This is a genomic window from Pseudomonas sp. TE12508, from assembly GCF_056279485.1.
In genome coordinates, this window is sequence record NZ_JBWCCN010000016.1 from 25,782 (window position 1) to 51,360 (window position 25,579).

The window sequence follows — 25,579 nt, forward strand, 5'->3', positions numbered from 1 at the left end:
AATTATATGATTCAGACTCAATCCATGCTCGATGTGGCCGATAACTCTGGCGCTCGCCGTGTTATGTGCATCAAGGTGCTGGGTGGCTCCCATCGTCGTTACGCTGGTATCGGTGACATCATCAAAGTTACCGTGAAGGAAGCAATTCCTCGCGGTAAAGTGAAAAAAGGCCAAGTGATGACTGCTGTTGTAGTCCGCACTCGTCACGGCGTACGTCGTGCTGATGGCTCCATTATCCGCTTTGATGGCAACGCTGCTGTTCTTCTGAACAACAAGCAAGAGCCGATCGGCACCCGTATCTTTGGGCCAGTGACCCGTGAACTTCGTACTGAGAAGTTCATGAAGATCGTCTCGCTCGCCCCAGAAGTGCTGTAAGGAGATCCGACATGCAAAAGATTCGTCGTGACGACGAGATCATCGTGATCGCCGGCAAAGACAAAGGTAAGCGCGGTAAGGTGCTTAAGGTTCTCGCTAATAACCGTCTGGTTATTGGTGGTCTGAACCTGGTTAAGCGTCATACCAAGCCTAACCCGATGTCGGGCGTACAAGGCGGTATCGTCGAAAAAGAAGCTCCACTGGACGCTTCTAACGTCGCCATTTTCAACGGCGAAACCAACAAAGCTGATCGCGTTGGTTTCAAAGTAGAAGACGGCAAGAAAATTCGTGTCTTCAAGTCGACCCAAAAAGCGGTTGATGCTTGAACACTGCTAGGTAGAAGACCATGGCACGACTAAAAGAGATTTACTGGAAGGAAATCGCACCGAAGCTTAAGGAAGAACTTAAGCTTTCGAACGTGATGGAAGTTCCACGCGTTACCAAAATCACCCTGAACATGGGTCTGGGCGAAGCAGTCGGTGACAAGAAAGTCATCGAGCACGCTGTTGCTGACCTGGAAAAGATCACCGGTCAGAAAGTCGTTGTGACTTACGCTCGGAAATCCATCGCTGGCTTTAAAGTCCGTGAAGGTTGGCCGATCGGCGTCAAAGTGACTCTGCGCCGTGAGCGTATGTATGAATTCCTGGATCGTCTGCTGTCGATCTCCCTGCCTCGGGTTCGCGACTTCCGCGGCCTGAATGCCAAGTCCTTCGATGGTCGTGGTAACTACAGCATGGGCGTTAAAGAGCAGATCATCTTCCCGGAAATCGACTACGACAAGATCGATGCTCTCCGCGGTCTGGACATTACCCTGACCACCACTGCCAAGAACGATGATGAAGGTCGCGCTCTGCTGCGCGCTTTCAAATTCCCGTTCCGCAACTGATTGGAGTAGGAAAATGGCCAAGATGAGCATGAAAAACCGCGAGCTGAAGCGTCAGCTCACGGTTGCCAAGTACGCCAAAAAGCGTGCAGCACTGAAAGCTATCATCGTTGATCTGAACGCAAGTCCAGAAGCGCGTTGGGAAGCTACAGTAGCTCTGCAGAAGCAGCCACGTGACGCAAGCGCTTCGCGCATGCGTAACCGCTGCCGCCTGACCGGTCGTCCACACGGCGTTTACCGCAAGTTCGGCCTCGGCCGTAACAAACTGCGTGAAGCTGCTATGCGTGGTGACGTACCTGGTCTGGTTAAAGCCAGCTGGTAAGCACTGTCAAAGTCTCGGTGCTCGGGATCGCAAGATCCTGACCATCGGTGACCTTGAACTTGAATCAAGCCCCTATTGGGGCTTGATTCATTTGTGGGGTGTGTCTAGAATACCCGGCTCGCCTGAGCCCGTGTTTTTTTTGCGCGGATGTACTCGGCGACACGTAGTAGCCGCAAGGCTAATTTTTTGTGTATTAGGAGCGTCTAGCCCATGAGTATGCAGGACCCGTTAGCGGACATGCTAACTCGAATCCGTAATGCCCAGATGGCTGAAAAGTCCGTCGTAAGCATGCCATCTTCTACTTTGAAGGTAGCTGTTGCCAAAGTCCTGAAGGACGAAGGTTACATTGCGGGTTATCAGATCAGCAGCGAAATCAAACCACTGCTGTCCATCGAGCTGAAGTACTTCGAAGGCCGTCCGGTCATCGAAGAAGTGAAGCGCGTTAGCCGTCCAGGCCTGCGTCAGTACAAGTCCGTCGATGATCTGCCAAAAGTTCGTGGCGGTCTCGGTGTGTCTATCGTCTCCACCAACAAAGGTGTGATGACGGATCGTGCTGCGCGCGCTGCCGGTGTCGGCGGCGAAGTTCTTTGCACTGTGTTCTAAGGGGGGATAAGCATGTCACGCGTCGCTAAGAACCCCGTTAAGCTGCCAGCCGGTGTCGAAGTCAAATTCGCAGGCCAACAGCTTTCGGTGAAGGGTGCCAAGGGTACTCTCGAACTGAACATCCATTCGTCCGTTGAGATTGTTGAAGAAGCTGGTGAGCTGCGTTTTGCTGCTCGCAATGGCGATCAACAGACTCGCGCAATGGCTGGTACCACTCGTGCGTTGGTTAACAACATGGTCCAAGGCGTAAGCCAAGGCTTCGAGCGCAAGCTCCAGCTGGTCGGTGTTGGTTATAAAGCGCAAGCAAAAGGCACAGTGCTGAACCTGGCTCTTGGCTTCTCGCACCCAGTGGATTATGAACTGCCGGAAGGCATCACCGCTGAGACTCCTAGCCAGACCGATATCCTGATCAAGGGCATCGATAAGCAGCTGGTAGGTCAAGTGGCCGCCGAGATCCGCGACTTCCGTCCACCAGAGCCGTACAAAGGCAAAGGTGTGCGCTACGCGGACGAAGTCGTCCGTCGTAAAGAAGCCAAGAAGAAGTAGGGCATAGCAAATGACCGACAAAAAAGTTACTCGACTGCGTCGCGCTCGCAAAGCACGCCTGAAAATGCACGAACTCGAAGTCGTGCGTCTCTGCGTGTTCCGCTCGTCGCAGCACATCTACGCCCAGGTCATTTCGGCCGACGGCAACAAAGTCCTGGCAAGTGCCTCGACTTTGGATAAAGAACTGCGTGATGGCGCCACTGGCAACATCGACGCGGCCACTAAGGTTGGCCAGCTGGTCGCTACGCGTGCTAAAGCCGCTGGCGTCTCGCAGGTGGCTTTCGACCGCTCTGGCTTCAAGTACCACGGTCGCGTCAAGGCGCTGGCTGATGCTGCTCGTGAAGCTGGGCTGGAGTTCTAAGTTATGTCAAATAACGACCAAAAGCGCGACGAAGGCTACATCGAGAAGCTGGTTCAAGTTAACCGCGTAGCCAAAACCGTTAAAGGCGGCCGTATCTTCACTTTCACCGCGTTGACCGTGGTTGGTGATGGTAAAGGGCGTGTTGGCTTCGGCCGTGGCAAGTCGCGTGAAGTGCCTGCTGCGATCCAGAAGGCAATGGAAGCTGCTCGCCGCAACATGATCCAAGTTGATCTGAACGGCACCACTCTGCAGTACGCAATGAAGTCCGCCCATGGCGCTTCGAAGGTGTACATGCAGCCTGCTTCTGAAGGTACCGGTATCATCGCTGGCGGCGCTATGCGTGCTGTTCTCGAAGTTGCTGGCGTTCAGAACGTTCTGGCCAAGTGCTACGGCTCGACTAACCCGGTAAACGTGGTTCACGCCACTTTCAAAGGTTTGAAAGCTATGCAGTCTCCTGAATCCATTGCCGCCAAGCGTGGCAAAAGCGTCAAGGAGATCTTCTGATCATGGCTACCGTTAAAGTTACGCTGATCAAAAGCATGACCGGCCGCATCCCTAACCACAAACTGTGCGTTAAGGGTCTGGGTCTGCGTCGCATCGGTCACACTGTAGAAGTGCTTGATACTCCCGAGAATCGCGGGATGATCAACAAGGCTTACTACATGCTGCGTGTCGAGGGTTAATCGATGAAACTCAATGATCTGAGTCCAGCGCCGGGTTCCCGTCGCGAAAAGCATCGTCCGGGCCGTGGTATCGGTAGTGGTTTGGGTAAGACCGGTGGCCGTGGCCACAAAGGTCAGTCCTCCCGCTCCGGTGGCACCATTGCTCCAGGCTTTGAAGGCGGTCAACAGCCGCTGCATCGTCGCCTGCCGAAGTTCGGTTTCGTTTCCCTGAAAGCCATGGATCGCGCAGAAGTGCGTTTGTCCGAGCTGGCTAAAGTGGAAGGCGACATCGTCACCGTGCAGTCCCTGAAAGATGCCAACGTGATCAACGTCAACGTTCAGCGTGTGAAAATCATGCTGTCCGGCGAAGTTACTCGCGCTGTCACCATCGGAAAGGGAATCGGCGCCACCAAAGGTGCGCGTGCGGCTATCGAAGCAGCTGGCGGCAAGTTCGAGGAATAAATGGCTAAGCAAGGTGCTCTCTCTGCGCTCGGCAAAGGCGGTATGTCTGAACTCTGGGCTCGTCTGCGTTTTCTATTCTTGGCGATTATCGTCTACCGAATAGGCGCACACATCCCGGTTCCAGGTATCAACCCGGACCGACTCGCGGACCTGTTTCGACAGAATGAGGGGACCATTCTTAGCTTGTTCAACATGTTTTCCGGCGGCGCGCTGGAGCGGATGAGCATCTTTGCACTGGGGATCATGCCGTACATTTCGGCATCGATCATCATGCAGCTGATGACCGCCGTCAGCCCGCAGCTGGAGCAGTTGAAGAAGGAAGGTGAAGCTGGGCGTCGCAAGATCGCTCAGTACACCCGCTACGGCACTGTCGTTCTCGCTCTCGTTCAGGCAATTGGCATGTCCATTGGTCTGGCGGGGCAGGGCGTTTCGTTCACTGGTGACTTTGGCTTCCATTTCGTCGCGGTATCCACTTTTGTGGCTGGTGCGATGTTCATGATGTGGCTGGGTGAGCAGATTACTGAGCGTGGTGTTGGCAACGGTATCTCGATGTTGATTTTCGCAGGTATCGTCGCCGGTCTTCCGAGAGCGATCGGGCAGTCTTTCGAGTCTGCGCGTCAGGGTGATATCAACATTTTTGCCCTGGTTGCCATCGGTTTGCTGGCAGTAGCGATTATCGGTTTCGTGGTGTTCATTGAGCGTGGTCAGCGTCGTATTGCTGTTCATTACGCCAAGCGCCAGCAGGGCCGCAAGGTCTTTGCTGCGCAAACTAGCCACTTGCCGTTGAAGGTGAACATGGCCGGTGTTATTCCGGCCATTTTCGCGAGCAGCATTTTGCTGTTCCCGGCTTCGTTGGGTACCTGGTTTGGTCAGTCTGAAGGTATGGGCTGGCTGCAGGACATCTCGCAGTCGATCGCTCCTGGTCAGCCGTTGAATATTCTGCTGTTTAGTGCAGGGATTATTTTCTTCTGCTTCTTCTATACGGCGTTGATGTTCAATCCGAAAGACGTAGCGGAAAACCTGAAGAAGTCCGGTGCCTTTATTCCGGGCATCCGTCCAGGAGAGCAGTCTGCGCGCTACATTGATGGCGTTCTGACTCGTTTGACCCTGTTCGGTGCTCTATATATGACGGCCGTGTGTCTGTTGCCCCAGTTCCTGGTGGTTGCGGCAAACGTTCCGTTCTACCTTGGCGGGACCTCGTTGCTGATCGTCGTCGTGGTTGTGATGGACTTCATGTCCCAAGTACAATCGCACCTCGTTTCGCACCAGTACGAATCCCTGATGAAGAAAGCCAACCTGAAGGGTTACGGCAGCGGCATGTTGCGCTGAGTACCCATAAGGTTCGAGGAGTTGGTGATGAAAGTTCGTGCATCGGTGAAAAAGCTGTGCCGTAACTGCAAGATTATTCGCCGCGAAGGTGTTGTTCGAGTAATTTGCAGCGCGGAACCGCGTCACAAACAGCGCCAAGGCTGAGTGTGATTGTGCTTCAAGCCCGGCAGCTAGTGCGCTGCCGGGTTGATTATTTGTTATTACAGCGATATTATCTCGCGCCCTATTTCTTGGCTTCCGGGGCGTAGGTAGCTGTCAATTGGAGTCCCACTGAATGGCCCGTATTGCAGGCGTTAACATTCCAGATAACAAGCATACTGTTATCTCGCTGACCTACATCTATGGTGTTGGTCGCACTACTGCACAGAAAATTTGTGCAGTGACTGGGGTAAACCCAGCCGCAAAGATCAAAGATCTGAGCGACGAGCAGATTGAACAGCTGCGTGGCGAAGTGGCGAAGTTCACCACTGAAGGTGACCTGCGTCGCGAAATCAACATGAAAATCAAGCGTTTGATGGACCTCGGTTGCTATCGCGGTCTGCGTCATCGTCGTGGTCTTCCAGTGCGCGGTCAGCGTACGAAGACTAACGCGCGTACCCGTAAAGGTCCGCGTAAGCCGATCCGCAAGTAATCGCCCCAGCGAATCGACAGGAAATTAATCATGGCTAAACCTGCTGCTCGTCCTCGTAAAAAAGTTAAAAAGACAGTGGTTGATGGCATCGCCCACATCCATGCTTCTTTTAACAACACAATCGTGACCATCACCGACCGTCAAGGCAACGCTCTTTCCTGGGCTACCTCCGGTGGTTCGGGTTTCCGCGGTTCCCGCAAGTCCACCCCGTTCGCTGCTCAAGTAGCTGCTGAACGTGCTGGTCAAGCTGCGCTGGAATACGGCCTGAAAAACCTCGACGTTAACGTCAAAGGTCCAGGCCCAGGTCGTGAATCCGCAGTCCGCGCTTTGAACGGCTGTGGCTACAAGATCGCCAGCATCACCGACGTGACGCCAATCCCGCACAACGGGTGCCGTCCGCCGAAGAAGCGCCGCGTGTAATCCAGGAGATTGTAAAGAATGGCTCGTTACATTGGTCCAAAATGCAAACTCGCTCGTCGCGAAGGCACCGATCTCTTTCTGAAGAGCGGCGTGCGCGCGATCGAATCGAAGTGCAACATCGAAGCAGCACCTGGTATCCACGGCCAACGCCGCGGTCGCCAGTCCGATTACGGCACCCAACTGCGTGAAAAGCAGAAGGTCCGTCGTATCTACGGCGTTCTCGAGCGTCAATTCAGCGGCTACTACAAAGAAGCTGCTGGCAAGAAAGGCGCAACTGGCGAAAACCTGTTGCAGCTGCTCGAATGCCGTCTGGACAACGTTGTATACCGTATGGGTTTTGGCTCTACTCGTGCCGAATCCCGTCAGCTGGTATCGCACAAGTCGATCAGCGTTAACGGTCAGACCGTAAACGTTCCGTCTTACCAGGTTCGTGCTGGTGACGTGGTCGCAGTTCGCGAGAAAGCAAAGAACCAACTTCGCATTGTCCAAGCTCTCGATCTGTGTGCCCAACGTGGCCGCGTAGAATGGGTAGAAGTAGACACTGAGAAGAAGTCGGGCGTTTTCAAGAACGTTCCTGCTCGCAGTGATCTGTCCGCCGACATCAACGAAAGCCTGATTGTCGAGCTCTACTCCAAGTAAGGGCTAGAAAATAGGTGCATCCATGCAGATTTCGGTAAATGAGTTCCTGACACCCCGCCATATTGATGTGCAGGTTGTCAGTCCAACCCGCGCCAAGATCACTCTCGAGCCTCTCGAGCGTGGTTTTGGCCACACCCTGGGCAACGCGCTGCGCCGCATCCTGTTGTCCTCAATGCCCGGCTGTGCAGTAGTCGAGGCCGAGATTGACGGTGTGCTCCATGAGTACAGCGCCATCGAAGGTGTACAGGAAGACGTAATTGAAATCCTGTTGAACCTTAAAGGTCTGGCTATCAAGCTGCACGGTCGAGACGAAGTTACGCTGACCTTGTCGAAGAAGGGTTCGGGGGTGGTTACCGCTGCCGATATTCAGCTGGATCATGATGTCGAGATCGTTAACCCCGATCACGTAATCGCTAACCTGGCGTCTAACGGCGCCCTGAACATGAAGCTCACCGTAGCTCGTGGTCGTGGTTATGAACCGGCAGACTCGCGTCAGAGCGATGAAGACGAAAGCCGCAGCATTGGTCGCTTGCAGCTTGACTCTTCGTTCAGCCCGGTTCGCCGTATCGCTTACGTGGTGGAAAACGCCCGTGTCGAACAGCGTACTAACCTGGACAAGCTGGTTATTGATCTGGAAACCAACGGTACCCTGGATCCTGAAGAGGCTATCCGCCGTGCTGCAACCATCCTGCAACAGCAGTTGGCTGCGTTCGTCGATCTCAAAGGTGATAGTGAGCCAGTGGTTGTCGAGCAGGAAGACGAGATCGATCCGATCCTGCTTCGCCCGGTTGACGATCTGGAACTGACTGTACGTTCGGCTAACTGCCTTAAGGCGGAAAACATCTACTACATCGGTGACCTGATTCAGCGCACCGAAGTAGAGCTGTTGAAGACTCCGAACCTTGGCAAGAAATCCTTGACTGAAATCAAGGACGTTCTGGCCTCCCGCGGTCTGTCCCTCGGCATGCGCCTCGACAACTGGCCGCCTGCAAGTCTTAAGAAGGACGACAAGGCGACTGCCTGATCGTCGTAATCACCGAACGTTGTGTTTGGTAAGGAATGAACCATGCGTCATCGTAAAAGTGGTCGTCACCTGAGCCGCACCAGCTCGCACCGCAAGGCCATGTTTCAAAACATGGCGGTGTCGCTGTTCGAGCACGAGCTGATCAAAACTACACTGCCAAAAGCCAAAGAACTGCGTCGCGTTGCTGAGCCGCTGATCACTTTGGCCAAGACAGACAGTCTGGCTAACCGCCGTCTGGCTTTCGACCGTACTCGTTCGAAAGCTATCGTTGGTAAGCTCTTCAACGACCTGGGCAAGCGTTACGCTACCCGTGAGGGTGGCTACCTGCGCATCCTCAAGTGCGGCTTCCGCACTGGCGACAACGCGCCTATGGCGTACGTCGAGTTGGTTGATCGTCCTGTCGGCGGTGAAGCTGTATCCGCTGAGTAAGACGTCAGTCTGAAACAAAGAACCGGGCCTAGTGCCCGGTTTTTTGTGCGTGTAAGAAACGCGCTGTTTGTACAAGCTTCTTTGCGGTTCATGCCTTCAGTATATGAACGGGATTGTTGGTAGTATTTTTCTATTGATGTCTGCAAATTAATGAATTTGTAGGTGTCATGATTGATGGTCAATACTCCCTCCCACGCCGATTAGCCGGCAGTTCCAAAACTGACAGAGGATGAGATCGCATGAGCCAAAACAAAACGCTTACGACCGCCAGTGGCGCTCCTGTCGCCGACAACCAGAATTCCCGCTCCGCCGGCCCTCGTGGCCCTTTGCTGCTCGACGATTTCCACCTGATCGAGAAGCTTGCTCATTTCAACCGTGAAAACATCCCTGAGCGTCGTGTACACGCCAAAGGTTCGGGTGCTTACGGTACGTTCACCGTGACTCGCGACATCACCGAGTACACCAGTGCCAAGCTGTTTGAGTCCGTCGGCAAACAAACCCCGACATTCTTGCGATTCTCCACTGTGGGCGGCGAACGCGGTTCGGCTGATACCGAGCGTGATCCACGCGGTTTTGCCCTGAAGTTCTACACAGAAGAAGGCAACTGGGACATCGTCGGTAACAACACACCGGTGTTCTTCATTCGCGACCCGCTGAAATTCCCTGACTTTATTCACACCCAAAAGCGCCTGCCGCAAAGCAACCTGAAAAGTGCGCAGGCGATGTGGGATTTCTGGTCGCACTCGCCTGAGGCGTTGCACCAGATCACCATTTTGTTCTCGGACCGCGGCATCCCTGATGGCTATCGCCACATGCATGGCTTCGGCAGTCACACCTACAGCCTGATCAACGCCAATGGCGAACGTCACTGGGTGAAGTGGCACTACAAAACCAGGCAGGGGATCAAGAACCTCGCTCCGGCAGAAGCAGCACGCCTGGCGGGTACTGATCCGGATTACGCGCAACGTGATCTGTTCGGCGCCATTGAGCGCGGTGATTTCCCGAAATGGAGTGTCAATATCCAGATCATGACCGAGGCCCAAGCCGAGGCTCATTACGAGAACCCGTTCGACGTGACCAAGACCTGGTCGCAGAAAGAGTTCCCATTGATCGAGGTGGGTGAGCTTGAACTCAACCGCAATCCGCTGAACTACTTCGCTGAAGTCGAGCAGGCGGCGTTCGGCCCGAGCAACATGGTTCCGGGTGTCGGTCTGTCGCCTGACCGCATGCTGCAAGGTCGCGTGTTCGCTTACGCTGACGCTCACCGCTACCGTGTGGGGACCAATCACCAGCAACTGCCGGTGAATGCGCCTCGCAGTCCGGTCAACACTTACCAGCGCGACGGCTCCATGGCGTTTGGCGCCAATGGCGGCGCAGCGCCGAACTACGAGCCGAACAGTTACGTAGAATCACCGAAACAGGCACCGCGCTACGCGGAACCCGCTTTGGCCTTGAGTGGCGCGGCTGATCGTTACGATCATCGGGAAGATACCGACTACTACAGCCACGCTGGTGCGCTGTTCCGCCTGATGAGCGATGAGCAGAAAACGCTGCTGATCAGCAACATTGCCGGCGCAATGGCTGGTGTTTCCAGCGATGTGGTTGATCGCCAATTGCAGCATTTCTTCAAGGCCGACCCGGCGTATGGAGAAGCAATCGCAAAGGCACTCAACGTACAGCTTAACTAAGTCTAAACGATAAGCAGAACCGCCCTCATTTGGGCGGTTTTTGCGTTATTTAAACTGCTTTTCTCAGAATATCTTCGCTTTTATAGCGTCGGGCGAGTGACCTTCCGGTCAGGTTGGTTCAAACTACAGACTTTCAAGCAGGGAGATGTAGGGCGATGCAGGGTCACCCAGACGTAATCGATTACCTCAACACGTTGCTGACAGGCGAACTGGCAGCCCGTGATCAATATTTCGTCCATTCGCGGATGTATGAGGACTGGGGTTTCACCAAGCTCTACGAACGTATCAACCACGAGATGGAAGAAGAAGCCGGGCACGCTGATGCCCTGATGCGTCGAATTCTGATGCTCGAAGGCACGCCTCGCATGCGTCCGGACGACCTTGATGTTGGCACCACTGTGCCGGACATGCTCGCCGCTGACCTGCGCCTGGAATACAAAGTCCGCGCCGCGCTCTGCAAGGGCATTGAACTCTGCGAGCAGCACAAGGACTATGTCAGCCGCGAGATGCTGCGGGTTCAATTGCATGACACTGAAGAAGACCACACCTACTGGCTTGAAAAGCAGATGGGTCTGATCAAGTTGATCGGTCTCGAGAACTACCTGCAATCTCACGCCTGATTGCACCAATAAAAAAGCCCCTGTCACTGAGAAAGTGACAGGGGCTTTTTTTGGAGTCGGATTCAGGCCCGATCACGCTCCAGCAGTGGCTTGAGGTAGAAGCCGGTATGCGACTGCTTCATCTCGGACACTTCTTCAGGCGTTCCGACGGCAATGATCTGCCCACCCTTGGAACCGCCCTCCGGCCCCAGGTCCACTAACCAGTCGGCGGTCTTGATCACGTCCAGGTTGTGCTCGATCACTACCACGGTATTGCCGTGGTCGCGCAGACGATGCAACACGTCGAGCAGTTGCTGGATATCCGCAAAGTGCAGGCCGGTGGTCGGCTCATCGAGGATGTACAGGGTCTTGCCAGTATCACGCTTGGATAGCTCACGAGACAGTTTCACCCGCTGGGCTTCACCGCCGGACAGCGTCGTCGCCGATTGCCCCAGCTTGATGTAGGAAAGGCCTACGTCCATCAACGTCTGAAGCTTGCGCGCCAAGGCTGGAACCGCGTCGAAGAACACCCGGGCTTCCTCGATGGTCATCTCGAGGGTTTCGTGGATGCTCTTGCCCTTGTACTTGATCTCCAGCGTCTCGCGGTTGTAGCGCTTGCTCTTGCAGACGTCGCACGGGACATAGATGTCCGGCAGGAAGTGCATTTCCACCTTGATCAGGCCATCGCCCTGACAGGCTTCGCAGCGTCCGCCCTTCACGTTGAAGGAGAAACGCCCCGGCCCGTAACCGCGGGAGCGCGATTCCGGCACGCCGGCGAACAACTCGCGAATCGGCGTGAACAGCCCGGTATAGGTTGCGGGGTTGGAGCGTGGCGTGCGACCGATCGGGCTCTGGTCGATGTCCACAACCTTGTCCAGATGTTCCAGGCCTTTAATGCTGTCGTGAGCAGCCGCTTCCAGGGTCGTTGCCCCATTGAGTGCGGTAGCGCTCAAAGGAAACAGTGTGTTGTTGATCAGCGTTGACTTGCCCGAACCGGAAACACCCGTCACGCAGGTCAACAGGCCGATCGGAATCTCCAGATCGACATTGCGCAAATTGTTGCCGCGAGCGCCCTTGAGGGCCAGCGACAACTTCTTGTTACGCGGCGTGCGTTTGGCTGGCACTGCGATCTTTACTCGCCCCGACAAGTACTTGCCGGTCAGCGAATCAGGGTGAGCCATGACCTCGGCCGGCGTACCTTCGGCGACGATATGCCCACCGTGTACACCCGCGCCCGGGCCGATATCCACCACATAGTCGGCCAGGCGAATCGCGTCCTCGTCGTGCTCGACCACGATCACCGTGTTGCCGATGTCTCGAAGATGTTTGAGGGTGCCCAGCAATCGGTCATTGTCCCGTTGATGCAGACCGATCGATGGTTCATCGAGAATGTACAGAACCCCCACCAAACCGGCGCCAATCTGACTGGCCAGACGGATCCGCTGGGCTTCGCCGCCGGACAGAGTGTCGGCACTGCGATCCAGTGACAGATAGTCCAGGCCAACGTTGACCAGGAACTGCAGGCGTTCGCGGATTTCCTTGAGAATCTTGTCGGCAATCTCGCCACGGCGACCTGTCAGTTTCAGTACGCCGAAATATTCACACGCGTCGCCAATCGGCAGATTGGTTACAGCCGGCAAGGTCTTCTCGCCAACCCACACGTGCCGCGCCTCGCGACGCAGACGGGTGCCACGGCAATCGGGACAGGGCTGGGTGCTGAGGAATTTGGCCAGTTCTTCACGGACCGAAGCCGATTCGGTTTCGCGGTAGCGGCGTTCCAGGTTTGGCACGATGCCTTCGAACGGGTGCGAACGTTTGACGATGTCGCCACGGTCGTTCAGGTATTTGAAGTCGACGTTCTGCGAGCCACTGCCATGCAGGATGAATTTCTGCTGATCGGCCGGCAGGTCGTTGAACGGTACTTCAAGGCTGAACTTGTAGTGGGCGGCCAGCGAACCAAGCATCTGGAAGTAATAGACGTTGCGCCGGTCCCAGCCGCGAATCGCACCTTCGGCCAGGGTCAGTTCACCGTTCACCAGTCGTTTGGTGTCGAAGAACTGTTTAACCCCCAGGCCATCGCAGGTCGGGCAGGCGCCGGCCGGGTTGTTGAAGGAAAACAGCTTGGGTTCCAGCTCGCTGATGGCGTGGCCGCAAATCGGGCAGGCAAAGCGCGCGGAGAAGATGATTTCTTCGCCGGGCTCGTCATCCATTGGCGCCACAAGAGCGATACCGTCCGCCAGTTTCAGCGCGGTCTCAAACGATTCGGCCAGGCGTTGTTGCAGATCAGCGCGGACCTTGAAGCGGTCGACCACGACGTCGATCGAATGCTTCTTCTGTTTATCCAGCTTCGGCAGCTCGTCCAGCTCGCACAATCTGCCGTTGACCCGGGCTCGTACAAAACCCTGGGCGCGCAGTTCTTCGAAGACCGAAAGATGTTCGCCTTTGCGCTCACGGATCACCGGGGCCAGCAGCATCAGTTTGCTGCCCTCCGGTTGTGCCAGCACCAGGTCGACCATCTGGCTGACGGTCTGGGCTTCCAGCGGAATGTCGTGATCCGGGCAGCGCGGAATACCGACGCGAGCGTAGAGCAGGCGCAGGTAATCGTAGATTTCGGTGATGGTGCCAACCGTCGAGCGCGGGTTGTGCGAGGTCGACTTCTGTTCGATGGAGATCGCTGGCGACAGACCTTCAATGGTGTCGACGTCAGGTTTTTCCATCATCGACAGGAATTGCCGGGCGTAAGCCGACAGCGATTCGACATAACGGCGCTGACCTTCGGCGTACAGCGTGTCGAAGGCCAGGGACGACTTGCCGGATCCGGACAGGCCGGTGATAACGATCAGTTTGTCCCGTGGCAGGGTCAGGTCGATGTTCTTCAGGTTGTGGGTTCGGGCCCCACGAATCAGGATCTTGTCCAAAGTGGCCTCGCTCGGCGGGCGTCGAAAACGTAGGAGTATACGGCCAAATACTGGATGGATGCACACTATCGAATGCGGGGCGCGCAGCCTTGCATGAAGACTGTGTCATCTATACGCGTCATAGCGTCGCGATATACCCCGTCAATCGATGGGACTGGTAGAATCGCCGCCGGTTCACATGAGGTTTTTCCATGCACGATCCCCACAGCGAACGCATGAGTGGCAGTGAGACCCGCGCAGCAAGCGGGCTGGCCCTGGTGTTCGCCTTCCGTATGCTTGGCATGTTCATGGTGTTGCCGGTACTGGCGACCTATGGGATGGACCTGGCAGGAGCGACCCCGGCCCTCATCGGGTTGGCGATTGGCGCTTACGGCCTGACCCAGGCGATCTTTCAGATTCCTTTTGGCTTCATTTCCGACCGCATCGGTCGTCGTCCGGTGATTTATCTGGGGCTGATCATCTTCGCCCTGGGGAGTGTGCTGGCGGCCAATGCCGATTCGATCTGGGGCGTCATCGCTGGACGCATCCTGCAAGGCGCCGGGGCGATTTCCGCGGCGGTGATGGCGTTGCTGTCAGACCTGACCCGGGAACAGCATCGGACCAAAGCCATGGCCATGATCGGCATGACGATCGGTCTGTCGTTCGCTGTCGCCATGGTTGTAGGACCATTGCTGACCCGCGTCTTCGGCCTGTCCGGGTTGTTCTTCGCCACCGGTGGCATGGCGCTGGTCGGCATCGTCATCGTGATGTTCATGGTGCCGCGTGCAACCGGGCCGTTGCAGCACCGTGAATCCGGCGTCGCGCGCCAGGCGCTGATACCGACACTCAAGCATCCGGACCTGCTGCGCCTGGACCTGGGTATTTTTGTGTTGCATGCGATGTTGATGTCGAGCTTCGTGGCATTGCCCCTGGCCCTGGTCGAAAAAGCCGGGCTGCCCAAAGAGCAGCACTGGTGGGTGTACTTGACCGCGCTGCTGATTTCCTTCTTCGCCATGATTCCATTCATTATCTATGGCGAGAAGCGACGCAAAATGAAACGAGTTTTGCTCGGTGCCGTCGTGACGCTGATGCTCACTGAGCTATTCTTCTGGCAGTTCGGCGACAGCTTGCGGGCTCTGGTGATTGGTACGGTGGTGTTCTTCACCGCGTTCAATCTGCTGGAAGCCTCCTTGCCATCGTTGATCAGCAAGGTTTCACCGGCAGGCGGCAAGGGCACAGCGATGGGGGTATATTCCACCAGTCAGTTCCTCGGTTCGGCACTGGGCGGGATCCTCGGCGGCTGGATGTTCCAGCACGGCGGTTTGTCGGTTGTATTCCTCGGATGCGCCGGCCTGGCTGCCCTCTGGCTGGCCTTTGCTGTTACCATGCGCGAACCACCTTACGTCACGAGCCTGCGCTTGCCGTTGTCGCCCGAGGCGATCCGCGAAGCGGGTCTGGTCGAGCGCCTGAAGGCCGTCGTAGGGGTAACAGATGCAGTGATCGTCGCAGATGAAGCGGCGATTTACATCAAATTGGACACAGAACTATTGGATCGCACCACCCTTGAGCGCCTGGTGAACAACCCGGCCGGGGCAGCGTGCGTAGCCTAGGAGAACGTTATGGCCCGTGGGGTTAACAAAGTCATATTGGTCGGCACTTGCGGCCAGGATCCCGAAGTTCGCTACTTGCCTAACGGTAACGCCGTGACCAACCTGAGTCTGGCGACCAGCGAACAATGGACCGACAAGCAAACCGGTCAGAAGGTCGAGAAGACCGAATGGCACCGTGTTTCGATGTTCGGCAAGGTTGCCGAAATTGCCGGCGAATACCTGCGCAAAGGTTCGCAGGTATACATCGAAGGCAAGCTGCAGACCCGCGAGTGGGAAAAAGACGGTATCAAGCGTTACACCACTGAAATCGTGGTCGACATGCAAGGCACCATGCAACTGCTGGGCGGCCGTCCACAGCAGGGCGACCAACAAGGCGGGGGCAATAACTACCAGCAGTCCGCCCCGGCTCCACGCCAACAGGCTCCGCGTCCGCAGCAGTCGGCACCGCAACAGTCGCGTCCGGCTCCACAGCAGCAGGCCGCTCCTCAGCCGGCTCCGGATTTCGACAGCTTTGATGACGATATCCCGTTCTAAAAAAGCAGCTATCCAGTCAGTAATAAAAAAAAGCGAAGCCATTAATCTGGCTTCGCTTTTTTGTGGGCGCTGTTATCTGAACAAAGTGGTCACATTGGCCCGTGCCGAGTGCAGTTTCTTGTAGCTGTCGATCAACCGCAGGTGCCTGTCGAGCCCCTCCAGTTTCATGCTGGTCGGCGTCAAGCCATGGAAACGCACGCTGCCGTCTACCGATCCGATTGCTGCATCCGTCCGCTCGTTGCCAAACATCCGGCGGAAATTGGCCTCGTAGTCTTCCAGTTCCAGGTCTTCGTCCAGCTTCATCTCCAGCACCACATTGACGGCCTGGTAGAACAAGCCACGCTCAACCGTGTTGTCGTTGTACTGCAGGAACATTTCCACCGCCTCTTTCGCCTCTTCGAATTGCTGCAAGGCGAGATAAATCAGCAGCTTCAACTCCAGGATCGTCAGCTGACCCCAAGCCGTATTGTCGTCGAATTCGATGCCGATCAAGGAGGTGATGTCGGTGTAGTCATCCAGCTCACTTTCCACCAGACGCTCAATCAGCGCTTTCAGTTCGTCTTCGTCCAGGCGATGCAGGTTCAGGATGTCGGTGCGGAAGAACAGCGCTTTGTTGGTGTTATCCCAGATCAGATCGTCCGCGGGATAGATTTCCGAATAGTTCGGCACCAGGATGCGGCACGCCTTCGCGCCGATATGCTCGTAGACCGCCATGTACACTTCCTTGCCCATGCCTTCGAGAATGCCGAACAAGGTCGCGGCTTCCTCTGCGTTCGAGTTTTCACCCTGGCCGGAGAAGTCCCACTCCACGAATTCGTAATCCGATTTGGCACTGAAGAAGCGCCACGACACCACGCCGCTGGAGTCGATGAAGTGCTCGACGAAGTTGTTCGGCTCGGTCACCGCATGCCCTTCAAACGTCGGCTGAGGCAAGTCGTTGAGGCCTTCGAAGCTGCGGCCCTGCAGCAATTCGGTCAGGCTGCGTTCCAGCGCCACTTCCAGGCTCGGATGCGCGCCGAACGAGGCGAACACACCGCCGGTACGCGGGTTCATCAACGTGACGCACATCACCGGGAATTCACCTCCCAGGGACGCATCCTTCACCAACACGGGAAACCCTTGCGCTTCCAGCGCCTGAATACCGGCCAGTATCCCGGGGTACTTCGCCAGCACATCGGCCGGCACATCCGGCAGGGCAAATTCGCCTTCGATGATTTCGCGTTTTACCGCACGTTCGAAGATCTCCGACAGGCACTGCACCTGGGCTTCGGCCAGCGTGTTACCGGCACTCATGCCGTTGCTCAGGAACAGGTTTTCAATCAGGTTGGACGGGAAATACACCACCTCGCCGTCCGACTGGCGCACGTACGGCAGCGAGCAGATGCCGCGCTCTTCATTGCCCGAGTTGGTATCGATCAGATGGGAACCACGCAGTTCGCCGTCGCGGTTGTAAATCTTCAGGCAGTACTCGTCGAGAATTTCAGTTGGCAGCTCATCTTTACGGCCAGGCTTGAACCAGCGTTCGTCCGGGTAGTGCACAAACGCTGCGTTGGCGATGTCTTCGCCCCAGAACTGGTCGTTGTAGAAGAAGTTACAGTTGAGTCGCTCGATAAACTCGCCCAACGCCGACGCCAACGCGCCTTCCTTGGTTGCACCCTTACCGTTGGTAAAGCACATCGGCGAGTGCGCATCGCGGATGTGCAGCGACCACACATTGGGCACGATATTGCGCCACGAGGCGATTTCAATCTTCATGCCCAGGTCCGCCAGAATGGCCGACATATTGGCGATGGTTTGCTCCAGCGGCAGATCCTTGCCCGCGATATAAGTGCTCGCCTCTGAACTGGACGCAGGCATTAGCAACGCCTGGGCATCGGCGTCGAGGTTTTCGACTTCCTCGATCACAAACTCAGGCCCGGCTTGCACCACTTTTTTCACGGTGCAACGGTCGATGGAACGCAGGATGCCCTGACGGTCCTTGTCGGAGATGTCCGCCGGCAACTCGACCTGGATTTTGAAAATCTGGTTGTAGCGGTTTTCCGGATCAACAATGTTGTTCTGCGACAGGCGGATGTTATCCGTGGGAATACTGCGAGTGTCGCAGTACAACTTCACGAAATAAGCCGCACACAACGCCGACGAAGCCAGGAAGTAATCGAACGGACCCGGTGCCGAGCCATCGCCCTTGTAGCGGATAGGTTGATCGGCCACCACCGTGAAGTCATCGAACTTGGCTTCAAGTCGAAGGTTGTCGAGAAAGTTGACCTTGATTTCCATGGGGGATTACCAGAATAACGGCTAAACGAATGGCCGCCATTATCCGGTATTTCAGCCGTAAGTCTTGCGGACATCGTACTTATGTCCACACCGGCGATGGATGGGTCAGTCGAGTATCAGGTGCGGCAAGAAGCGGCTCGAATCCTTGGTGATCAAACTGTTGTCTTCCCGCACACCAATACCGGCTGCCTGATCGCCAATGACCCAGGAACCCACCAGCGTAAAGCTGTCGCCAAACTTCGGCAGTGGGGCGAACTCCTGAAGGATAAATGGCGCGTCGGTGTAGGGCCCGTCCTCTTTCACGATCAGACCGTCAGCCGTTTGCAACTCGATGTTGGCGCCTTCCCGGGAGAAGAACGGTTTGCGCACCCAACCTTTGGGCACCGCTTTGCTCGGGTCGGCATCCAGGTGTGCCGCGAGCAGGTTAGGGTGACCTTTGTTGAACTCCCACAGCAGCGGCAGGATGCCCTTGTTGGAGATGATGGATTTCCAGGCCGGCTCGAAAAACTGGGTGTCGCTCTGGGCAATCGCTGCACCGAAGGGCTCGTGGAAGATGAACTCCCAGGCATGCAGCTTGAACAGGTGAGGAATCCAGCGATCTTCTAAATCGACGAAACGTCCTTCAGCGGTGAGGCCGATGTCTTCGATATCGATGTGTCGCGATTCGATGCCGACCTTTTCCGCGATCAGGCGCAAGTAGTCGGTGGTGCCTTTGTCTTCGACCGAGTCTTTCATCGAGGCGAAATAGAAGGGCTGTTTGAGCTGCAGCTGGGCAAAGGCCTGATGCAGCTTGGTGTCAATGCTGTTGAACTGGTCGGCATGCTTGGGCAGCAAGCCGCGTTCGATGCATTGCTCCAGCCAGCCCCATTGAAACGCCGCGGCCTCATACAGGCTGGTCGGCGTGTCGTAGTTGAGTTCCAGCAGCTTGGCGGGCCCACTGCCGTTGTAGGAGAAATCCATACGCCCATACAGGTGCGGGTGACCTTCGAGCCATGAAGTGCGAACCATGTCGAAGAATGGCGCGGGAATGCTCAGGCGCTCCAGCAGCTCCTCGCTCTGAACCACGCGGGCCACCAGGTCCATGCACATCTCATGGATCTCGGTGGTCGGGTCTTCGAGATCGTTCTCGATCTGTTTGAGCGTGAATTGGTAATACGCGCTCTCGTCCCAATAGGGTTCGTCGTCGATGGTATGGAACAGAAAACCAAGAGATTCGGCGGTCTGTTTCCAGTCATGACGCTCTGCGCAGAGGATCTTCTTCATGGTGCTCGTTCCTTAACTGCTAGATCGGCCAGCACTACTCGAACCGCCCCAGCCGCTGCGGGCGCTGGCTTTGCTGCCGAAGCCGCCACGGGAGGTGGATGAGGCAACGGACATCGGCTTGCTGCCGGAACGGATTGAGTCGGCGTAGCTGCTGCTGCCATACCTCGCCTGATTGGACTTGGTAAAGGTTGAGCCTTTGGAAATCCGCTGGTTGAGCGTCGAGGAGCCATAGTTGCCGCGATCATCGCGGTAGCGGTAGACCGGCTCGGAGAAGTAGCTGTTGCGGTTGCTGCTCAGCATGTTGCCGATCAGCAGGCCGGTCAGCAGGCTGGTGCCGGAGAACCCGGAGCCTCCACTGTTCGCTTCCGAGGCTGGTAATTGAGCCTTGGCTGCGTCCACTTGGGATTGTGTTACCTCGCCATCGGCAGTCAGTTCGAAACCACCCAGCTTGGGGATGAACTTGCCGGCGGAATCCTGTTGGCACCAGTCGGCGACAAAGTCGGCATCGCAATCGGCCTGGTTGTCGTAGACCGGCGCGATGCGGCGGTGCTCGGCCATGGCGCTCATGTAGGCGTCAGAGCAGACGTCCACCGGGAGCTTTTCATCGGCGCACTGCTGAACGGACTGGAAGTTGTATTTCTTCTGCACCGGGTAGGTTTTTTCCGCTTGCCCGCAGCCTGATATGGCCATGGCGACCGACGCGGCCAGCGAGAGCTGAACGTACTTGCTTCGTTTCATCGGGATCTCCGTGGCGCAATCAGTTCTGGGAAGGGGTCATGCAGGCGGCGTTCAACATGCCGACGCTGATGGCCACTGCCGCGACATAGATGCCCGCAGCGATTTCGCCTTTCTTAATCCGTTCAGAGGCGCCTTTAAGCACCAGGCTGGTCACAAGAAAAGCCAGCAGTTGTACGAAAGCGGCGATCACTGCCCAGACGACGAAGTCCAGAATGCTGATCGAGTAGGCGATCACATTGCTGGCCGGAATGGCGAAACCGATGATGGCGCCACCCAGTGCGATCGAGGCCGCAACGTTGCCAGAACGGATCAGTTCGAACTCTTTGTGCGGGGTGATTCGGGTGTAGATGAACTGGAACAGCGCGAACAATACGGCGGCACCGAGGATGTACAAAACAAACCCGAGCACGGCGGCTTTGTTCAGGGAGATGGAGAGCGCTTCAAGCATGGACTTCTTCCTTATTTAAAAAGTGTTCAGGTCAGTGGTGTACAACGAAATGCCCAGCGAAGTGCTCAAGCTGATGGTGCCTTCGGCGTCTTCTTCGACGGAAAACAGCAGGAATTCCCGGCGATCGGTCAGGCCGGTTTCGCGGGCGTACAGCATCGAACGGTGCTCGATGCTGTAGGACTCATCCGGGTTTTTCAGGTGTTCGCTCAGCGCCACCAGTTCCGTCTGGCCGTTCTCGGTGCCCCATTCGCGGGTGTATTCGACACCGTTGTGGGTGTAGGTCGGCAGGCCGATCAGGCTTTGAGGGCCGGCCAGTCGACGCAGCTCCGCTTCACTGTTGATGGTGACGTAACTGAGGTAGTTGAACAGGATCACCGACTCGACCTGTCCGGCAATGTCGCCGGTGGTGTGCACTTGCAGCCAGTAGTCTTCGTCGTTCATGTAATAGCGTGACAGCCAGGTCGACTGCCCGAGATCAACAGTGCCAGCACTCCAGATCTGTTGGGAGCCAGGGATGACCACATCGGTGTTGCCATCGAGCAACAATTTCAGGGTGGTGTCGAACATCACGCCCTTGCCCAATGCCAGGCCCAGCGGACCGATGGCGGGCAGGGTTTCGTTGGCTGTCCATTTCGATTCCGTATTCGCTTTCGGGGCCTCAAGCCCCATCAACTGTTTAAACCATCCCATTGGTGATTTCCTTGAGGCGAGAGGAGGCGATGTAGAAGAGTTCGCCGCCCTCAACGCGAGTGGTGCCGGGCGGGTTGATCCAAGGCTGCCGGGCGCCTTTGGCGCGGTAGCCGATGAGGGTCGCGTTGTGGTGTTCTTTCATCTGTGCATACAGATCGCCGAACGTGGCTTCAAAGGTCTCGGGCAGTTTCATCAGGTACTGGGTGGCGCCTTGACCCACGCATAGCAATTCATTGATGACCGCGGATGAGCCAGGATCCTGGGAGGCGCGTACCAACATCTCGATGGCCATGCTTGAGGTGCATTCCAGGCTGGGCGCGTAGGCGCTGGCAAGGGCGGCGATTTCGCTTTCATTGAAGTGGGCGACCACATGGCCGACAGGGCCCAGTTGATTGACTGCCAGCACGGTGGCCAGGGTCAGGTCGTCTGAATGGGTTCGCACCAGCACGCGTTCGGCACCGGGAACACCGGCCCGCAGCAACAGCGCGGCAGAGGACAGGCTTTCGCCTTTGATAAAGTCCGCTTTGCCCGGCATGGGATTTTCTTCGAGGTCGCAATCGCAAATGACGATCAGGTTGTCATTGGAGGTTTCGTCCTGCAGCAATAATTCAATGACCCGCTCGCTGGACGCGCCTTCCCAGCCGATGAGTACGGTATGGCCGACCTTGCCGGTGAAATCGCCTTTGCCTTTCATGCCTTTTCTCCATACATCGATGACACTGCTGGTGGTTTTGCCGATGGCTGCCGTCAGCAGCGCAATGCCACCGAGCATGACCCAGGTGGCCACGAAAATTCGTCCCGCGGCTGTCTGTGGCGCAAGATCGCCATAGCCGACGGTGAGCGTGGTGGTGAGATAGAAATAGGTAAACGTGGCGGGAGCGGTGAGGTGTTGTTCGCCCAGAAGCACCAGGCCGATATAGGCCGTGCTTATGTGTATACCCAGCGCAATGGCCAGGCCTGCCCAGCCGAACCGATGGAAGAAGGACGAGGCGTACGTGCGCAATAAAAGGAAAATCGACATTACATCCCTGACTCCGTGGGGGCTCATTCCTGGCGACGTAATCGCTCTGGCGTCTGAGTGCTCAAATGCGGTTACCGGGTGGCATTAAACCTGCTGCGCGGCGTAGATAACAGTACCTTGGCTGCAATAAATCCGGCGATCGCACCAAAGATATGTCCTTCAAAAGACATGCCCTGGCGAGGAAGGAAGCCAAAAATCAGGCCGCCATAGAGCAGGACCACGACACTGGCTGTTATCAGGTTGCTCCAGCTTCTTTGGAACCAGGCGCGCGACAGGAGGTACGCCCACAGCCCGAATACCCATCCGCTGGCACCGATGTGAACGCCTGCAAAACCGAACAGCCAGACCAGTGAGCCGCCCAGCAAAATAATGATAGCGCTGACGGCCATGAAGCGGCTGAGCCCTTCGACAATGACCAAAGTACCGAGGATCAAAAAGGCAATCAGGTTGGTGCTCAGGTGCGCAAAGGACCCATGCAAGAAAGGCGAGGTGATGATGCCGACCAGTCCCTGCCATGTTCTCGGGACCAGGCCGAAGGCAATAAGGCTGTAGCCGGTCGCCACATTGAGCAGTTGCAGCGCGACCATGAAGAGGGCCACGCCCGCGATTGTCTTGAAACCCTTCAGGGCATCCATCCTTGACCTCGAGTCGACAAAAAAGAAGGGCATTGAATTAATGCCTGTCAGTTAAGAGATAGAACAAGCACTGAGTAAAATTGTGGCGAGGGAGCTTGTTCCCGCTGGACTGCGCAGCAGTCCTGTTTTTTTGGACCGCTTCGCGGCCCAGCGGGAGCAAGCTCCCTCGCCACAGGTTCAGTGCGCTTGACTGACATCAAGGCAATGAATGTCCTTCCTTGCGCGCAGTAACCGGTTTACTCAGCCGATTTTTTCTTCAGGCGTTCCAGAATCGCATTGGCGCTGCCTTCGTTCGGCGTGATGCCGGCATCGCGCAGCTTGCGCTCCAGGTCGGTACCGGTCGACGCATCGGCCAGTTGGTCCTGGGCTTCCAGTTCCGCGGCGCGTTGCTGCTGCTTGGCTTGCAGGCGGTTCAGCGTACCGACGGCGGTTTCCAGCTTGCCGTTGGCGCCGCCACTGGCGATCGAAGCACTGACCTGGGCTTTCTGTACGCTTTCACGCGCCTTGGCCATGTCCACTTGCTGACGCAGGCTTTTGATGCGGTTTTCGGCCTTGGTGATGTCTTTGCGCATGTTGTCCGCGTAACCGCCGAATTCGGTGGCCTGCTTTTGCTCGACATCCAGTTCGTTGGTCAGGGTCGAAATGGCTTCGGCCACTTCCAGTGCCAGGTCTTCGCGGTTGGCCTGGATCGCGGCCAGGGCCTTGGATTCCAGATCCTTGATCTTGGCGTTGTACTCGCTGACGCGATCAGCCGACAGTTTGTGCTTGGCCATGATGGTGACCAGCTCACGCTTGGCGTTGGCCAGCGCACTGTCAGCATCGCGAATTTCCTGGTCGAGGATGCGCAGGGCCTGTTGGTCGACGATCGATTCGCCGACTTCGTTGGCACCGCCACGCAGCGCGGTGAACAATTTGCTCCAGATGGACTGAGTCATTGGATATTTCCTGTTCCCGAAAAATTAGATGAAGAAACGTTCAAAGGCTTCGCTGGCGCGCTGGACGTTGTCGACGAGGGTTTTGACCTCGGTCACGACGTTGGTCAGGCTGGAGTCGGAGCTGAGTGCGCCGAACATGTTGTAAACGATCTGCCCGTTGGGCATGGACTCGATACCGATCGAGGACAGCGGGAACATTTCCCGGCTGCGCAGAACGGCATCGTTGAATGCCGGTACGTCGTTGATGGACTCGACATCGACCAGAACGGTATCCACGATGACCTGATCGCCAACCACCGCGATGTAAATCGGCAAGCCACCGAAATCGTTCATTTCCAGCTTGATGCTGGACTCGGAACCTTGAACGAGGGAGAGGGTGATGTCGTTCGAAACCACTTCGTCGAGGGCCTGAAGGGCGCTGTAGAGGCGATCGATGTTCCAGTTATTACCTGCGCTCATGTAATTCTCCGACATGAATGAGCCAGCCAGAATCGGTTGGCGTAGCTGTTTCTCCATCTGCTTGAGCAGGCTTCGGTTTTCGGGAAGCACCCAAGTCTCGTGTTTCACATACCCGGCGGCACCCAAGCCCGCGCGCATCTGCTTCATGTAGAAGCTGGATGGTTTTTTCGCGGCCGGTTTCGAGCGCTCTCCCTTTTGGCTCGCTGAATCGGTAACAGATCCGGTAGGCGGATCTGATGGAGAGCTGCTTTTCATGATGCTGACCTCGTTGTGAAAAATCTCACGCGTGAGAAACACTACAGGCAATTTTTGCGGACCTCAATAGCTCACGCGTGAGATTTTTCGACTGTTGCACAGGCGTATGACAAAAGAAGGTTATGTGGGAGCGGGCTTGCTCGCGAAGGCGGCGAGACAGTCAACATTGATGTTGTCTGATACACCGCTTTCGCGAGCAAGCCCGCTCCCACAGGTTTCTCACTTAACCAACCAGGAAGTCGTCAGTGGACACCACGCTCGCATAAGCAAAACCCAGGGACGACATGAAGGCGGCGTGAACGTGGGCGGCCGGGACGGTGACGCCGTTGAATTCCAGGTCTCGGGTGGCACAGGCGTCGTGAATCACCGTGACGGTATAGCCCTGGTCGGCCGCGGCGCGGGTGATGCCGTCGATGCACATGTGGCTCATGCTGCCGACGATTACCAAGTGTTCGATGTCTTGCTGGTCGAGGATGGCTTCCAGTTCGGTTTCGCGGAACGAGTTGACGAAATGTTTAAGCACGACCGTCTCGTCTGTGCGGTTGAGAACTTTAGGGTGCAACTTCGCGCCGTCGGAACCCGGGGTGAAGAATGGGGCGGCGTCGGAGGTAAATTCGTGGCGGATATGCACCACCGGATCACCGGCCTCGCGAAACGCCTGAATCATCCGTGCGGCGTTGTCTGCTGCGGCGTCGGCGCCCACCAGCGGCCACTTGCCCTGGGGGAAGTAGTCGTTCTGGATATCGACTACGATGAGTGCTTGCTTGGCCATGAGTGTTTCCTCGAAGTGTTTGTTGGGTGTGAATCAAGTATTAGGTTTTGCTGGCCGTCCGAGGATTGGCCG

Annotated in this window: 32 protein-coding genes; 21 read left to right on the top strand and 11 right to left on the bottom strand. The window is 56.4% G+C overall.

Features of this window, described 5'->3' with window-relative positions; all coding sequences use genetic code 11:
• The first annotated feature begins 6 nt into the window (after nucleotides 1–6).
• The 19 genes from rplN to bfr all read left to right on the top strand — a co-directional run bounded on the left by rplN (nucleotide 7) and on the right by bfr (nucleotide 10,994).
• Nucleotides 7–375 carry a 50S ribosomal protein L14 gene (rplN, locus tag ACZ9IM_RS21445; protein ID WP_002555479.1) on the top strand — a complete coding sequence of 123 codons (369 nt, stop codon included), beginning with the start codon at nucleotides 7–9 and terminating at the stop codon, nucleotides 373–375.
• An 11-nt stretch (nucleotides 376–386) separates the two neighbouring features.
• Nucleotides 387–701 carry a 50S ribosomal protein L24 gene (rplX, locus tag ACZ9IM_RS21450; protein WP_003176416.1) on the top strand — a complete coding sequence of 105 codons (315 nt, stop codon included), beginning with the start codon at nucleotides 387–389 and terminating at the stop codon, nucleotides 699–701.
• A 20-nt stretch (nucleotides 702–721) separates the two neighbouring features.
• Nucleotides 722–1,261, top strand: a complete 540-nt coding sequence (gene rplE / locus ACZ9IM_RS21455; protein WP_003176415.1) for a 50S ribosomal protein L5 — start codon at nucleotides 722–724, stop codon at nucleotides 1,259–1,261.
• Between the two features lie 13 nt (nucleotides 1,262–1,274).
• Nucleotides 1,275–1,580 carry a 30S ribosomal protein S14 gene (gene rpsN, locus ACZ9IM_RS21460; RefSeq protein WP_003176414.1) on the top strand — a complete coding sequence of 102 codons (306 nt, stop codon included), beginning with the start codon at nucleotides 1,275–1,277 and terminating at the stop codon, nucleotides 1,578–1,580.
• A gap of 210 nt (nucleotides 1,581–1,790) precedes the next feature.
• A complete protein-coding gene (rpsH, locus tag ACZ9IM_RS21465; RefSeq protein WP_003186040.1) occupies nucleotides 1,791–2,183 on the top strand; it encodes a 30S ribosomal protein S8 in 393 nt (130 codons plus the stop codon).
• 12 nt (nucleotides 2,184–2,195) lie between these two features.
• A complete protein-coding gene (gene rplF, locus ACZ9IM_RS21470; protein ID WP_003176412.1) occupies nucleotides 2,196–2,729 on the top strand; it encodes a 50S ribosomal protein L6 in 534 nt (177 codons plus the stop codon).
• A gap of 10 nt (nucleotides 2,730–2,739) precedes the next feature.
• A complete protein-coding gene (gene rplR, locus ACZ9IM_RS21475; protein ID WP_003186037.1) occupies nucleotides 2,740–3,090 on the top strand; it encodes a 50S ribosomal protein L18 in 351 nt (116 codons plus the stop codon).
• A gap of 3 nt (nucleotides 3,091–3,093) precedes the next feature.
• The gene (rpsE, locus tag ACZ9IM_RS21480) at nucleotides 3,094–3,594 is read left to right on the top strand and encodes a 30S ribosomal protein S5 (RefSeq protein ID WP_003186035.1); all 501 of its coding nucleotides are present in this window, start codon (nucleotides 3,094–3,096) and stop codon (nucleotides 3,592–3,594) included.
• A gap of 2 nt (nucleotides 3,595–3,596) precedes the next feature.
• Entirely contained in the window at nucleotides 3,597–3,773 is a 177-nt protein-coding gene (gene rpmD, locus ACZ9IM_RS21485; RefSeq protein WP_003186033.1) for a 50S ribosomal protein L30, read from the top strand.
• A gap of 3 nt (nucleotides 3,774–3,776) precedes the next feature.
• Complete coding sequence (gene rplO / locus ACZ9IM_RS21490) at nucleotides 3,777–4,214, top strand: 50S ribosomal protein L15 (protein WP_007896782.1); 438 nt, start codon at nucleotides 3,777–3,779, stop codon at nucleotides 4,212–4,214.
• Nucleotides 4,215–5,543, top strand: coding sequence for a preprotein translocase subunit SecY (gene secY / locus ACZ9IM_RS21495; protein ID WP_008073883.1), 1,329 nt, complete (start codon nucleotides 4,215–4,217; stop codon nucleotides 5,541–5,543).
• Between the two features lie 27 nt (nucleotides 5,544–5,570).
• Nucleotides 5,571–5,687, top strand: coding sequence for a 50S ribosomal protein L36 (gene rpmJ / locus ACZ9IM_RS21500; RefSeq protein WP_002555468.1), 117 nt, complete (start codon nucleotides 5,571–5,573; stop codon nucleotides 5,685–5,687).
• Nucleotides 5,688–5,817: 130 nt separating this feature from the next.
• Nucleotides 5,818–6,174, top strand: a complete 357-nt coding sequence (gene rpsM, locus ACZ9IM_RS21505) for a 30S ribosomal protein S13 (RefSeq protein ID WP_003186020.1) — start codon at nucleotides 5,818–5,820, stop codon at nucleotides 6,172–6,174.
• A 30-nt stretch (nucleotides 6,175–6,204) separates the two neighbouring features.
• Nucleotides 6,205–6,594 (top strand): 30S ribosomal protein S11, encoded by a 390-nt coding sequence (gene rpsK, locus ACZ9IM_RS21510; RefSeq protein ID WP_002555466.1) that lies wholly within the window; start codon nucleotides 6,205–6,207, stop codon nucleotides 6,592–6,594.
• An 18-nt stretch (nucleotides 6,595–6,612) separates the two neighbouring features.
• A complete protein-coding gene (gene rpsD / locus ACZ9IM_RS21515; RefSeq protein ID WP_003176404.1) occupies nucleotides 6,613–7,233 on the top strand; it encodes a 30S ribosomal protein S4 in 621 nt (206 codons plus the stop codon).
• A 22-nt stretch (nucleotides 7,234–7,255) separates the two neighbouring features.
• Nucleotides 7,256–8,257 carry a DNA-directed RNA polymerase subunit alpha gene (locus ACZ9IM_RS21520; protein ID WP_003186012.1) on the top strand — a complete coding sequence of 334 codons (1,002 nt, stop codon included), beginning with the start codon at nucleotides 7,256–7,258 and terminating at the stop codon, nucleotides 8,255–8,257.
• Between the two features lie 42 nt (nucleotides 8,258–8,299).
• Nucleotides 8,300–8,686, top strand: a complete 387-nt coding sequence (rplQ, locus tag ACZ9IM_RS21525; RefSeq protein ID WP_007896790.1) for a 50S ribosomal protein L17 — start codon at nucleotides 8,300–8,302, stop codon at nucleotides 8,684–8,686.
• A 239-nt stretch (nucleotides 8,687–8,925) separates the two neighbouring features.
• Nucleotides 8,926–10,374, top strand: a complete 1,449-nt coding sequence (locus ACZ9IM_RS21530) for a catalase (RefSeq protein WP_476224903.1) — start codon at nucleotides 8,926–8,928, stop codon at nucleotides 10,372–10,374.
• A 155-nt stretch (nucleotides 10,375–10,529) separates the two neighbouring features.
• Nucleotides 10,530–10,994 carry a bacterioferritin gene (gene bfr, locus ACZ9IM_RS21535; RefSeq protein WP_007896795.1) on the top strand — a complete coding sequence of 155 codons (465 nt, stop codon included), beginning with the start codon at nucleotides 10,530–10,532 and terminating at the stop codon, nucleotides 10,992–10,994.
• A gap of 62 nt (nucleotides 10,995–11,056) precedes the next feature.
• Here the strand turns inward: bfr and uvrA are convergent, their stop codons facing one another.
• On the bottom strand, nucleotides 11,057–13,891 hold the full coding sequence (gene uvrA, locus ACZ9IM_RS21540) for an excinuclease ABC subunit UvrA (protein WP_008073888.1): 2,835 nt from the start codon (nucleotides 13,889–13,891) through the stop codon (nucleotides 11,057–11,059).
• A gap of 191 nt (nucleotides 13,892–14,082) precedes the next feature.
• Here uvrA and ACZ9IM_RS21545 point away from each other — a divergent pair, with 191 nt between their 5' ends.
• Together ACZ9IM_RS21545 and ACZ9IM_RS21550 are read left to right on the top strand one after the other, a co-directional pair.
• On the top strand, nucleotides 14,083–15,480 hold the full coding sequence (locus tag ACZ9IM_RS21545; protein WP_476224904.1) for an MFS transporter: 1,398 nt from the start codon (nucleotides 14,083–14,085) through the stop codon (nucleotides 15,478–15,480).
• 9 nt (nucleotides 15,481–15,489) lie between these two features.
• A complete protein-coding gene (locus ACZ9IM_RS21550) occupies nucleotides 15,490–16,014 on the top strand; it encodes a single-stranded DNA-binding protein (protein WP_007896798.1) in 525 nt (174 codons plus the stop codon).
• A 72-nt stretch (nucleotides 16,015–16,086) separates the two neighbouring features.
• Here ACZ9IM_RS21550 and ACZ9IM_RS21555 read toward each other — a convergent pair whose 3' ends face one another.
• The 10 genes from ACZ9IM_RS21555 to ACZ9IM_RS21600 form a co-directional block, all read right to left on the bottom strand.
• Nucleotides 16,087–18,291, bottom strand: a complete 2,205-nt coding sequence (locus tag ACZ9IM_RS21555; protein ID WP_476224906.1) for an OsmC domain/YcaO domain-containing protein — start codon at nucleotides 18,289–18,291, stop codon at nucleotides 16,087–16,089.
• 105 nt (nucleotides 18,292–18,396) lie between these two features.
• Nucleotides 18,397–19,554: a glutathionylspermidine synthase family protein gene (locus ACZ9IM_RS21560; RefSeq protein ID WP_218398902.1), complete on the bottom strand. Its 1,158-nt coding sequence runs from the start codon at nucleotides 19,552–19,554 to the stop codon at nucleotides 18,397–18,399.
• Between the two features lie 12 nt (nucleotides 19,555–19,566).
• Entirely contained in the window at nucleotides 19,567–20,292 is a 726-nt protein-coding gene (locus ACZ9IM_RS21565) for a DUF1190 domain-containing protein (protein ID WP_007896804.1), read from the bottom strand.
• 19 nt (nucleotides 20,293–20,311) lie between these two features.
• Nucleotides 20,312–20,740, bottom strand: coding sequence for a DUF350 domain-containing protein (locus tag ACZ9IM_RS21570; RefSeq protein ID WP_192345271.1), 429 nt, complete (start codon nucleotides 20,738–20,740; stop codon nucleotides 20,312–20,314).
• Between the two features lie 15 nt (nucleotides 20,741–20,755).
• Nucleotides 20,756–21,430: a DUF2491 family protein gene (locus ACZ9IM_RS21575; protein WP_427625851.1), complete on the bottom strand. Its 675-nt coding sequence runs from the start codon at nucleotides 21,428–21,430 to the stop codon at nucleotides 20,756–20,758.
• A complete protein-coding gene (locus tag ACZ9IM_RS21580) occupies nucleotides 21,417–22,451 on the bottom strand; it encodes an ion channel (protein WP_427625852.1) in 1,035 nt (344 codons plus the stop codon). The genes ACZ9IM_RS21575 and ACZ9IM_RS21580 overlap by 14 nt, the downstream gene beginning before the upstream one ends.
• A gap of 71 nt (nucleotides 22,452–22,522) precedes the next feature.
• Nucleotides 22,523–23,086 (bottom strand): rhomboid family intramembrane serine protease, encoded by a 564-nt coding sequence (locus tag ACZ9IM_RS21585; RefSeq protein ID WP_063342386.1) that lies wholly within the window; start codon nucleotides 23,084–23,086, stop codon nucleotides 22,523–22,525.
• A gap of 236 nt (nucleotides 23,087–23,322) precedes the next feature.
• Nucleotides 23,323–24,021, bottom strand: coding sequence for a PspA/IM30 family protein (locus ACZ9IM_RS21590; protein ID WP_427625853.1), 699 nt, complete (start codon nucleotides 24,019–24,021; stop codon nucleotides 23,323–23,325).
• A 24-nt stretch (nucleotides 24,022–24,045) separates the two neighbouring features.
• On the bottom strand, nucleotides 24,046–24,627 hold the full coding sequence (locus tag ACZ9IM_RS21595; protein ID WP_088500343.1) for a YjfI family protein: 582 nt from the start codon (nucleotides 24,625–24,627) through the stop codon (nucleotides 24,046–24,048).
• Nucleotides 24,628–24,958: 331 nt separating this feature from the next.
• Nucleotides 24,959–25,507: a cysteine hydrolase family protein gene (locus tag ACZ9IM_RS21600; protein ID WP_427625854.1), complete on the bottom strand. Its 549-nt coding sequence runs from the start codon at nucleotides 25,505–25,507 to the stop codon at nucleotides 24,959–24,961.
• Nucleotides 25,508–25,579: the final 72 nt, after the last annotated feature.

Excerpts from the sequence above, each read along its gene's own strand:
- rplN (WP_002555479.1), top strand. The coding sequence starts at position 7 with ATGATTCAGACTCAATCCATGCTCGATGTGGCCGATAACTCTGGCGCT.
- rplX (WP_003176416.1), top strand. The coding sequence starts at position 387 with ATGCAAAAGATTCGTCGTGACGACGAGATCATCGTGATCGCCGGCAAA.
- rplE (WP_003176415.1), top strand. The coding sequence starts at position 722 with ATGGCACGACTAAAAGAGATTTACTGGAAGGAAATCGCACCGAAGCTT.
- rpsN (WP_003176414.1), top strand. The coding sequence starts at position 1,275 with ATGGCCAAGATGAGCATGAAAAACCGCGAGCTGAAGCGTCAGCTCACG.
- rpsH (WP_003186040.1), top strand. The coding sequence starts at position 1,791 with ATGAGTATGCAGGACCCGTTAGCGGACATGCTAACTCGAATCCGTAAT.
- rplF (WP_003176412.1), top strand. The coding sequence starts at position 2,196 with ATGTCACGCGTCGCTAAGAACCCCGTTAAGCTGCCAGCCGGTGTCGAA.
- rplR (WP_003186037.1), top strand. The coding sequence starts at position 2,740 with ATGACCGACAAAAAAGTTACTCGACTGCGTCGCGCTCGCAAAGCACGC.
- rpsE (WP_003186035.1), top strand. The coding sequence starts at position 3,094 with ATGTCAAATAACGACCAAAAGCGCGACGAAGGCTACATCGAGAAGCTG.
- rpmD (WP_003186033.1), top strand. The coding sequence starts at position 3,597 with ATGGCTACCGTTAAAGTTACGCTGATCAAAAGCATGACCGGCCGCATC.
- rplO (WP_007896782.1), top strand. The coding sequence starts at position 3,777 with ATGAAACTCAATGATCTGAGTCCAGCGCCGGGTTCCCGTCGCGAAAAG.
- secY (WP_008073883.1), top strand. The coding sequence starts at position 4,215 with ATGGCTAAGCAAGGTGCTCTCTCTGCGCTCGGCAAAGGCGGTATGTCT.
- rpmJ (WP_002555468.1), top strand. The coding sequence starts at position 5,571 with ATGAAAGTTCGTGCATCGGTGAAAAAGCTGTGCCGTAACTGCAAGATT.
- rpsM (WP_003186020.1), top strand. The coding sequence starts at position 5,818 with ATGGCCCGTATTGCAGGCGTTAACATTCCAGATAACAAGCATACTGTT.
- rpsK (WP_002555466.1), top strand. The coding sequence starts at position 6,205 with ATGGCTAAACCTGCTGCTCGTCCTCGTAAAAAAGTTAAAAAGACAGTG.
- rpsD (WP_003176404.1), top strand. The coding sequence starts at position 6,613 with ATGGCTCGTTACATTGGTCCAAAATGCAAACTCGCTCGTCGCGAAGGC.
- ACZ9IM_RS21520 (WP_003186012.1), top strand. The coding sequence starts at position 7,256 with ATGCAGATTTCGGTAAATGAGTTCCTGACACCCCGCCATATTGATGTG.
- rplQ (WP_007896790.1), top strand. The coding sequence starts at position 8,300 with ATGCGTCATCGTAAAAGTGGTCGTCACCTGAGCCGCACCAGCTCGCAC.
- ACZ9IM_RS21530 (WP_476224903.1), top strand. The coding sequence starts at position 8,926 with ATGAGCCAAAACAAAACGCTTACGACCGCCAGTGGCGCTCCTGTCGCC.
- bfr (WP_007896795.1), top strand. The coding sequence starts at position 10,530 with ATGCAGGGTCACCCAGACGTAATCGATTACCTCAACACGTTGCTGACA.
- ACZ9IM_RS21545 (WP_476224904.1), top strand. The coding sequence starts at position 14,083 with ATGCACGATCCCCACAGCGAACGCATGAGTGGCAGTGAGACCCGCGCA.
- ACZ9IM_RS21550 (WP_007896798.1), top strand. The coding sequence starts at position 15,490 with ATGGCCCGTGGGGTTAACAAAGTCATATTGGTCGGCACTTGCGGCCAG.
- ACZ9IM_RS21555 (WP_476224906.1), bottom strand. The coding sequence starts at position 18,291 with ATGGAAATCAAGGTCAACTTTCTCGACAACCTTCGACTTGAAGCCAAG.
- ACZ9IM_RS21560 (WP_218398902.1), bottom strand. The coding sequence starts at position 19,554 with ATGAAGAAGATCCTCTGCGCAGAGCGTCATGACTGGAAACAGACCGCC.
- ACZ9IM_RS21565 (WP_007896804.1), bottom strand. The coding sequence starts at position 20,292 with ATGAAACGAAGCAAGTACGTTCAGCTCTCGCTGGCCGCGTCGGTCGCC.
- ACZ9IM_RS21570 (WP_192345271.1), bottom strand. The coding sequence starts at position 20,740 with ATGCTTGAAGCGCTCTCCATCTCCCTGAACAAAGCCGCCGTGCTCGGG.
- ACZ9IM_RS21575 (WP_427625851.1), bottom strand. The coding sequence starts at position 21,430 with ATGGGATGGTTTAAACAGTTGATGGGGCTTGAGGCCCCGAAAGCGAAT.
- ACZ9IM_RS21580 (WP_427625852.1), bottom strand. The coding sequence starts at position 22,451 with ATGTCGATTTTCCTTTTATTGCGCACGTACGCCTCGTCCTTCTTCCAT.
- ACZ9IM_RS21585 (WP_063342386.1), bottom strand. The coding sequence starts at position 23,086 with ATGGATGCCCTGAAGGGTTTCAAGACAATCGCGGGCGTGGCCCTCTTC.
- ACZ9IM_RS21590 (WP_427625853.1), bottom strand. The coding sequence starts at position 24,021 with ATGACTCAGTCCATCTGGAGCAAATTGTTCACCGCGCTGCGTGGCGGT.
- ACZ9IM_RS21595 (WP_088500343.1), bottom strand. The coding sequence starts at position 24,627 with ATGAAGCAGATGCGCGCGGGCTTGGGTGCCGCCGGGTATGTGAAACAC.
- ACZ9IM_RS21600 (WP_427625854.1), bottom strand. The coding sequence starts at position 25,507 with ATGGCCAAGCAAGCACTCATCGTAGTCGATATCCAGAACGACTACTTC.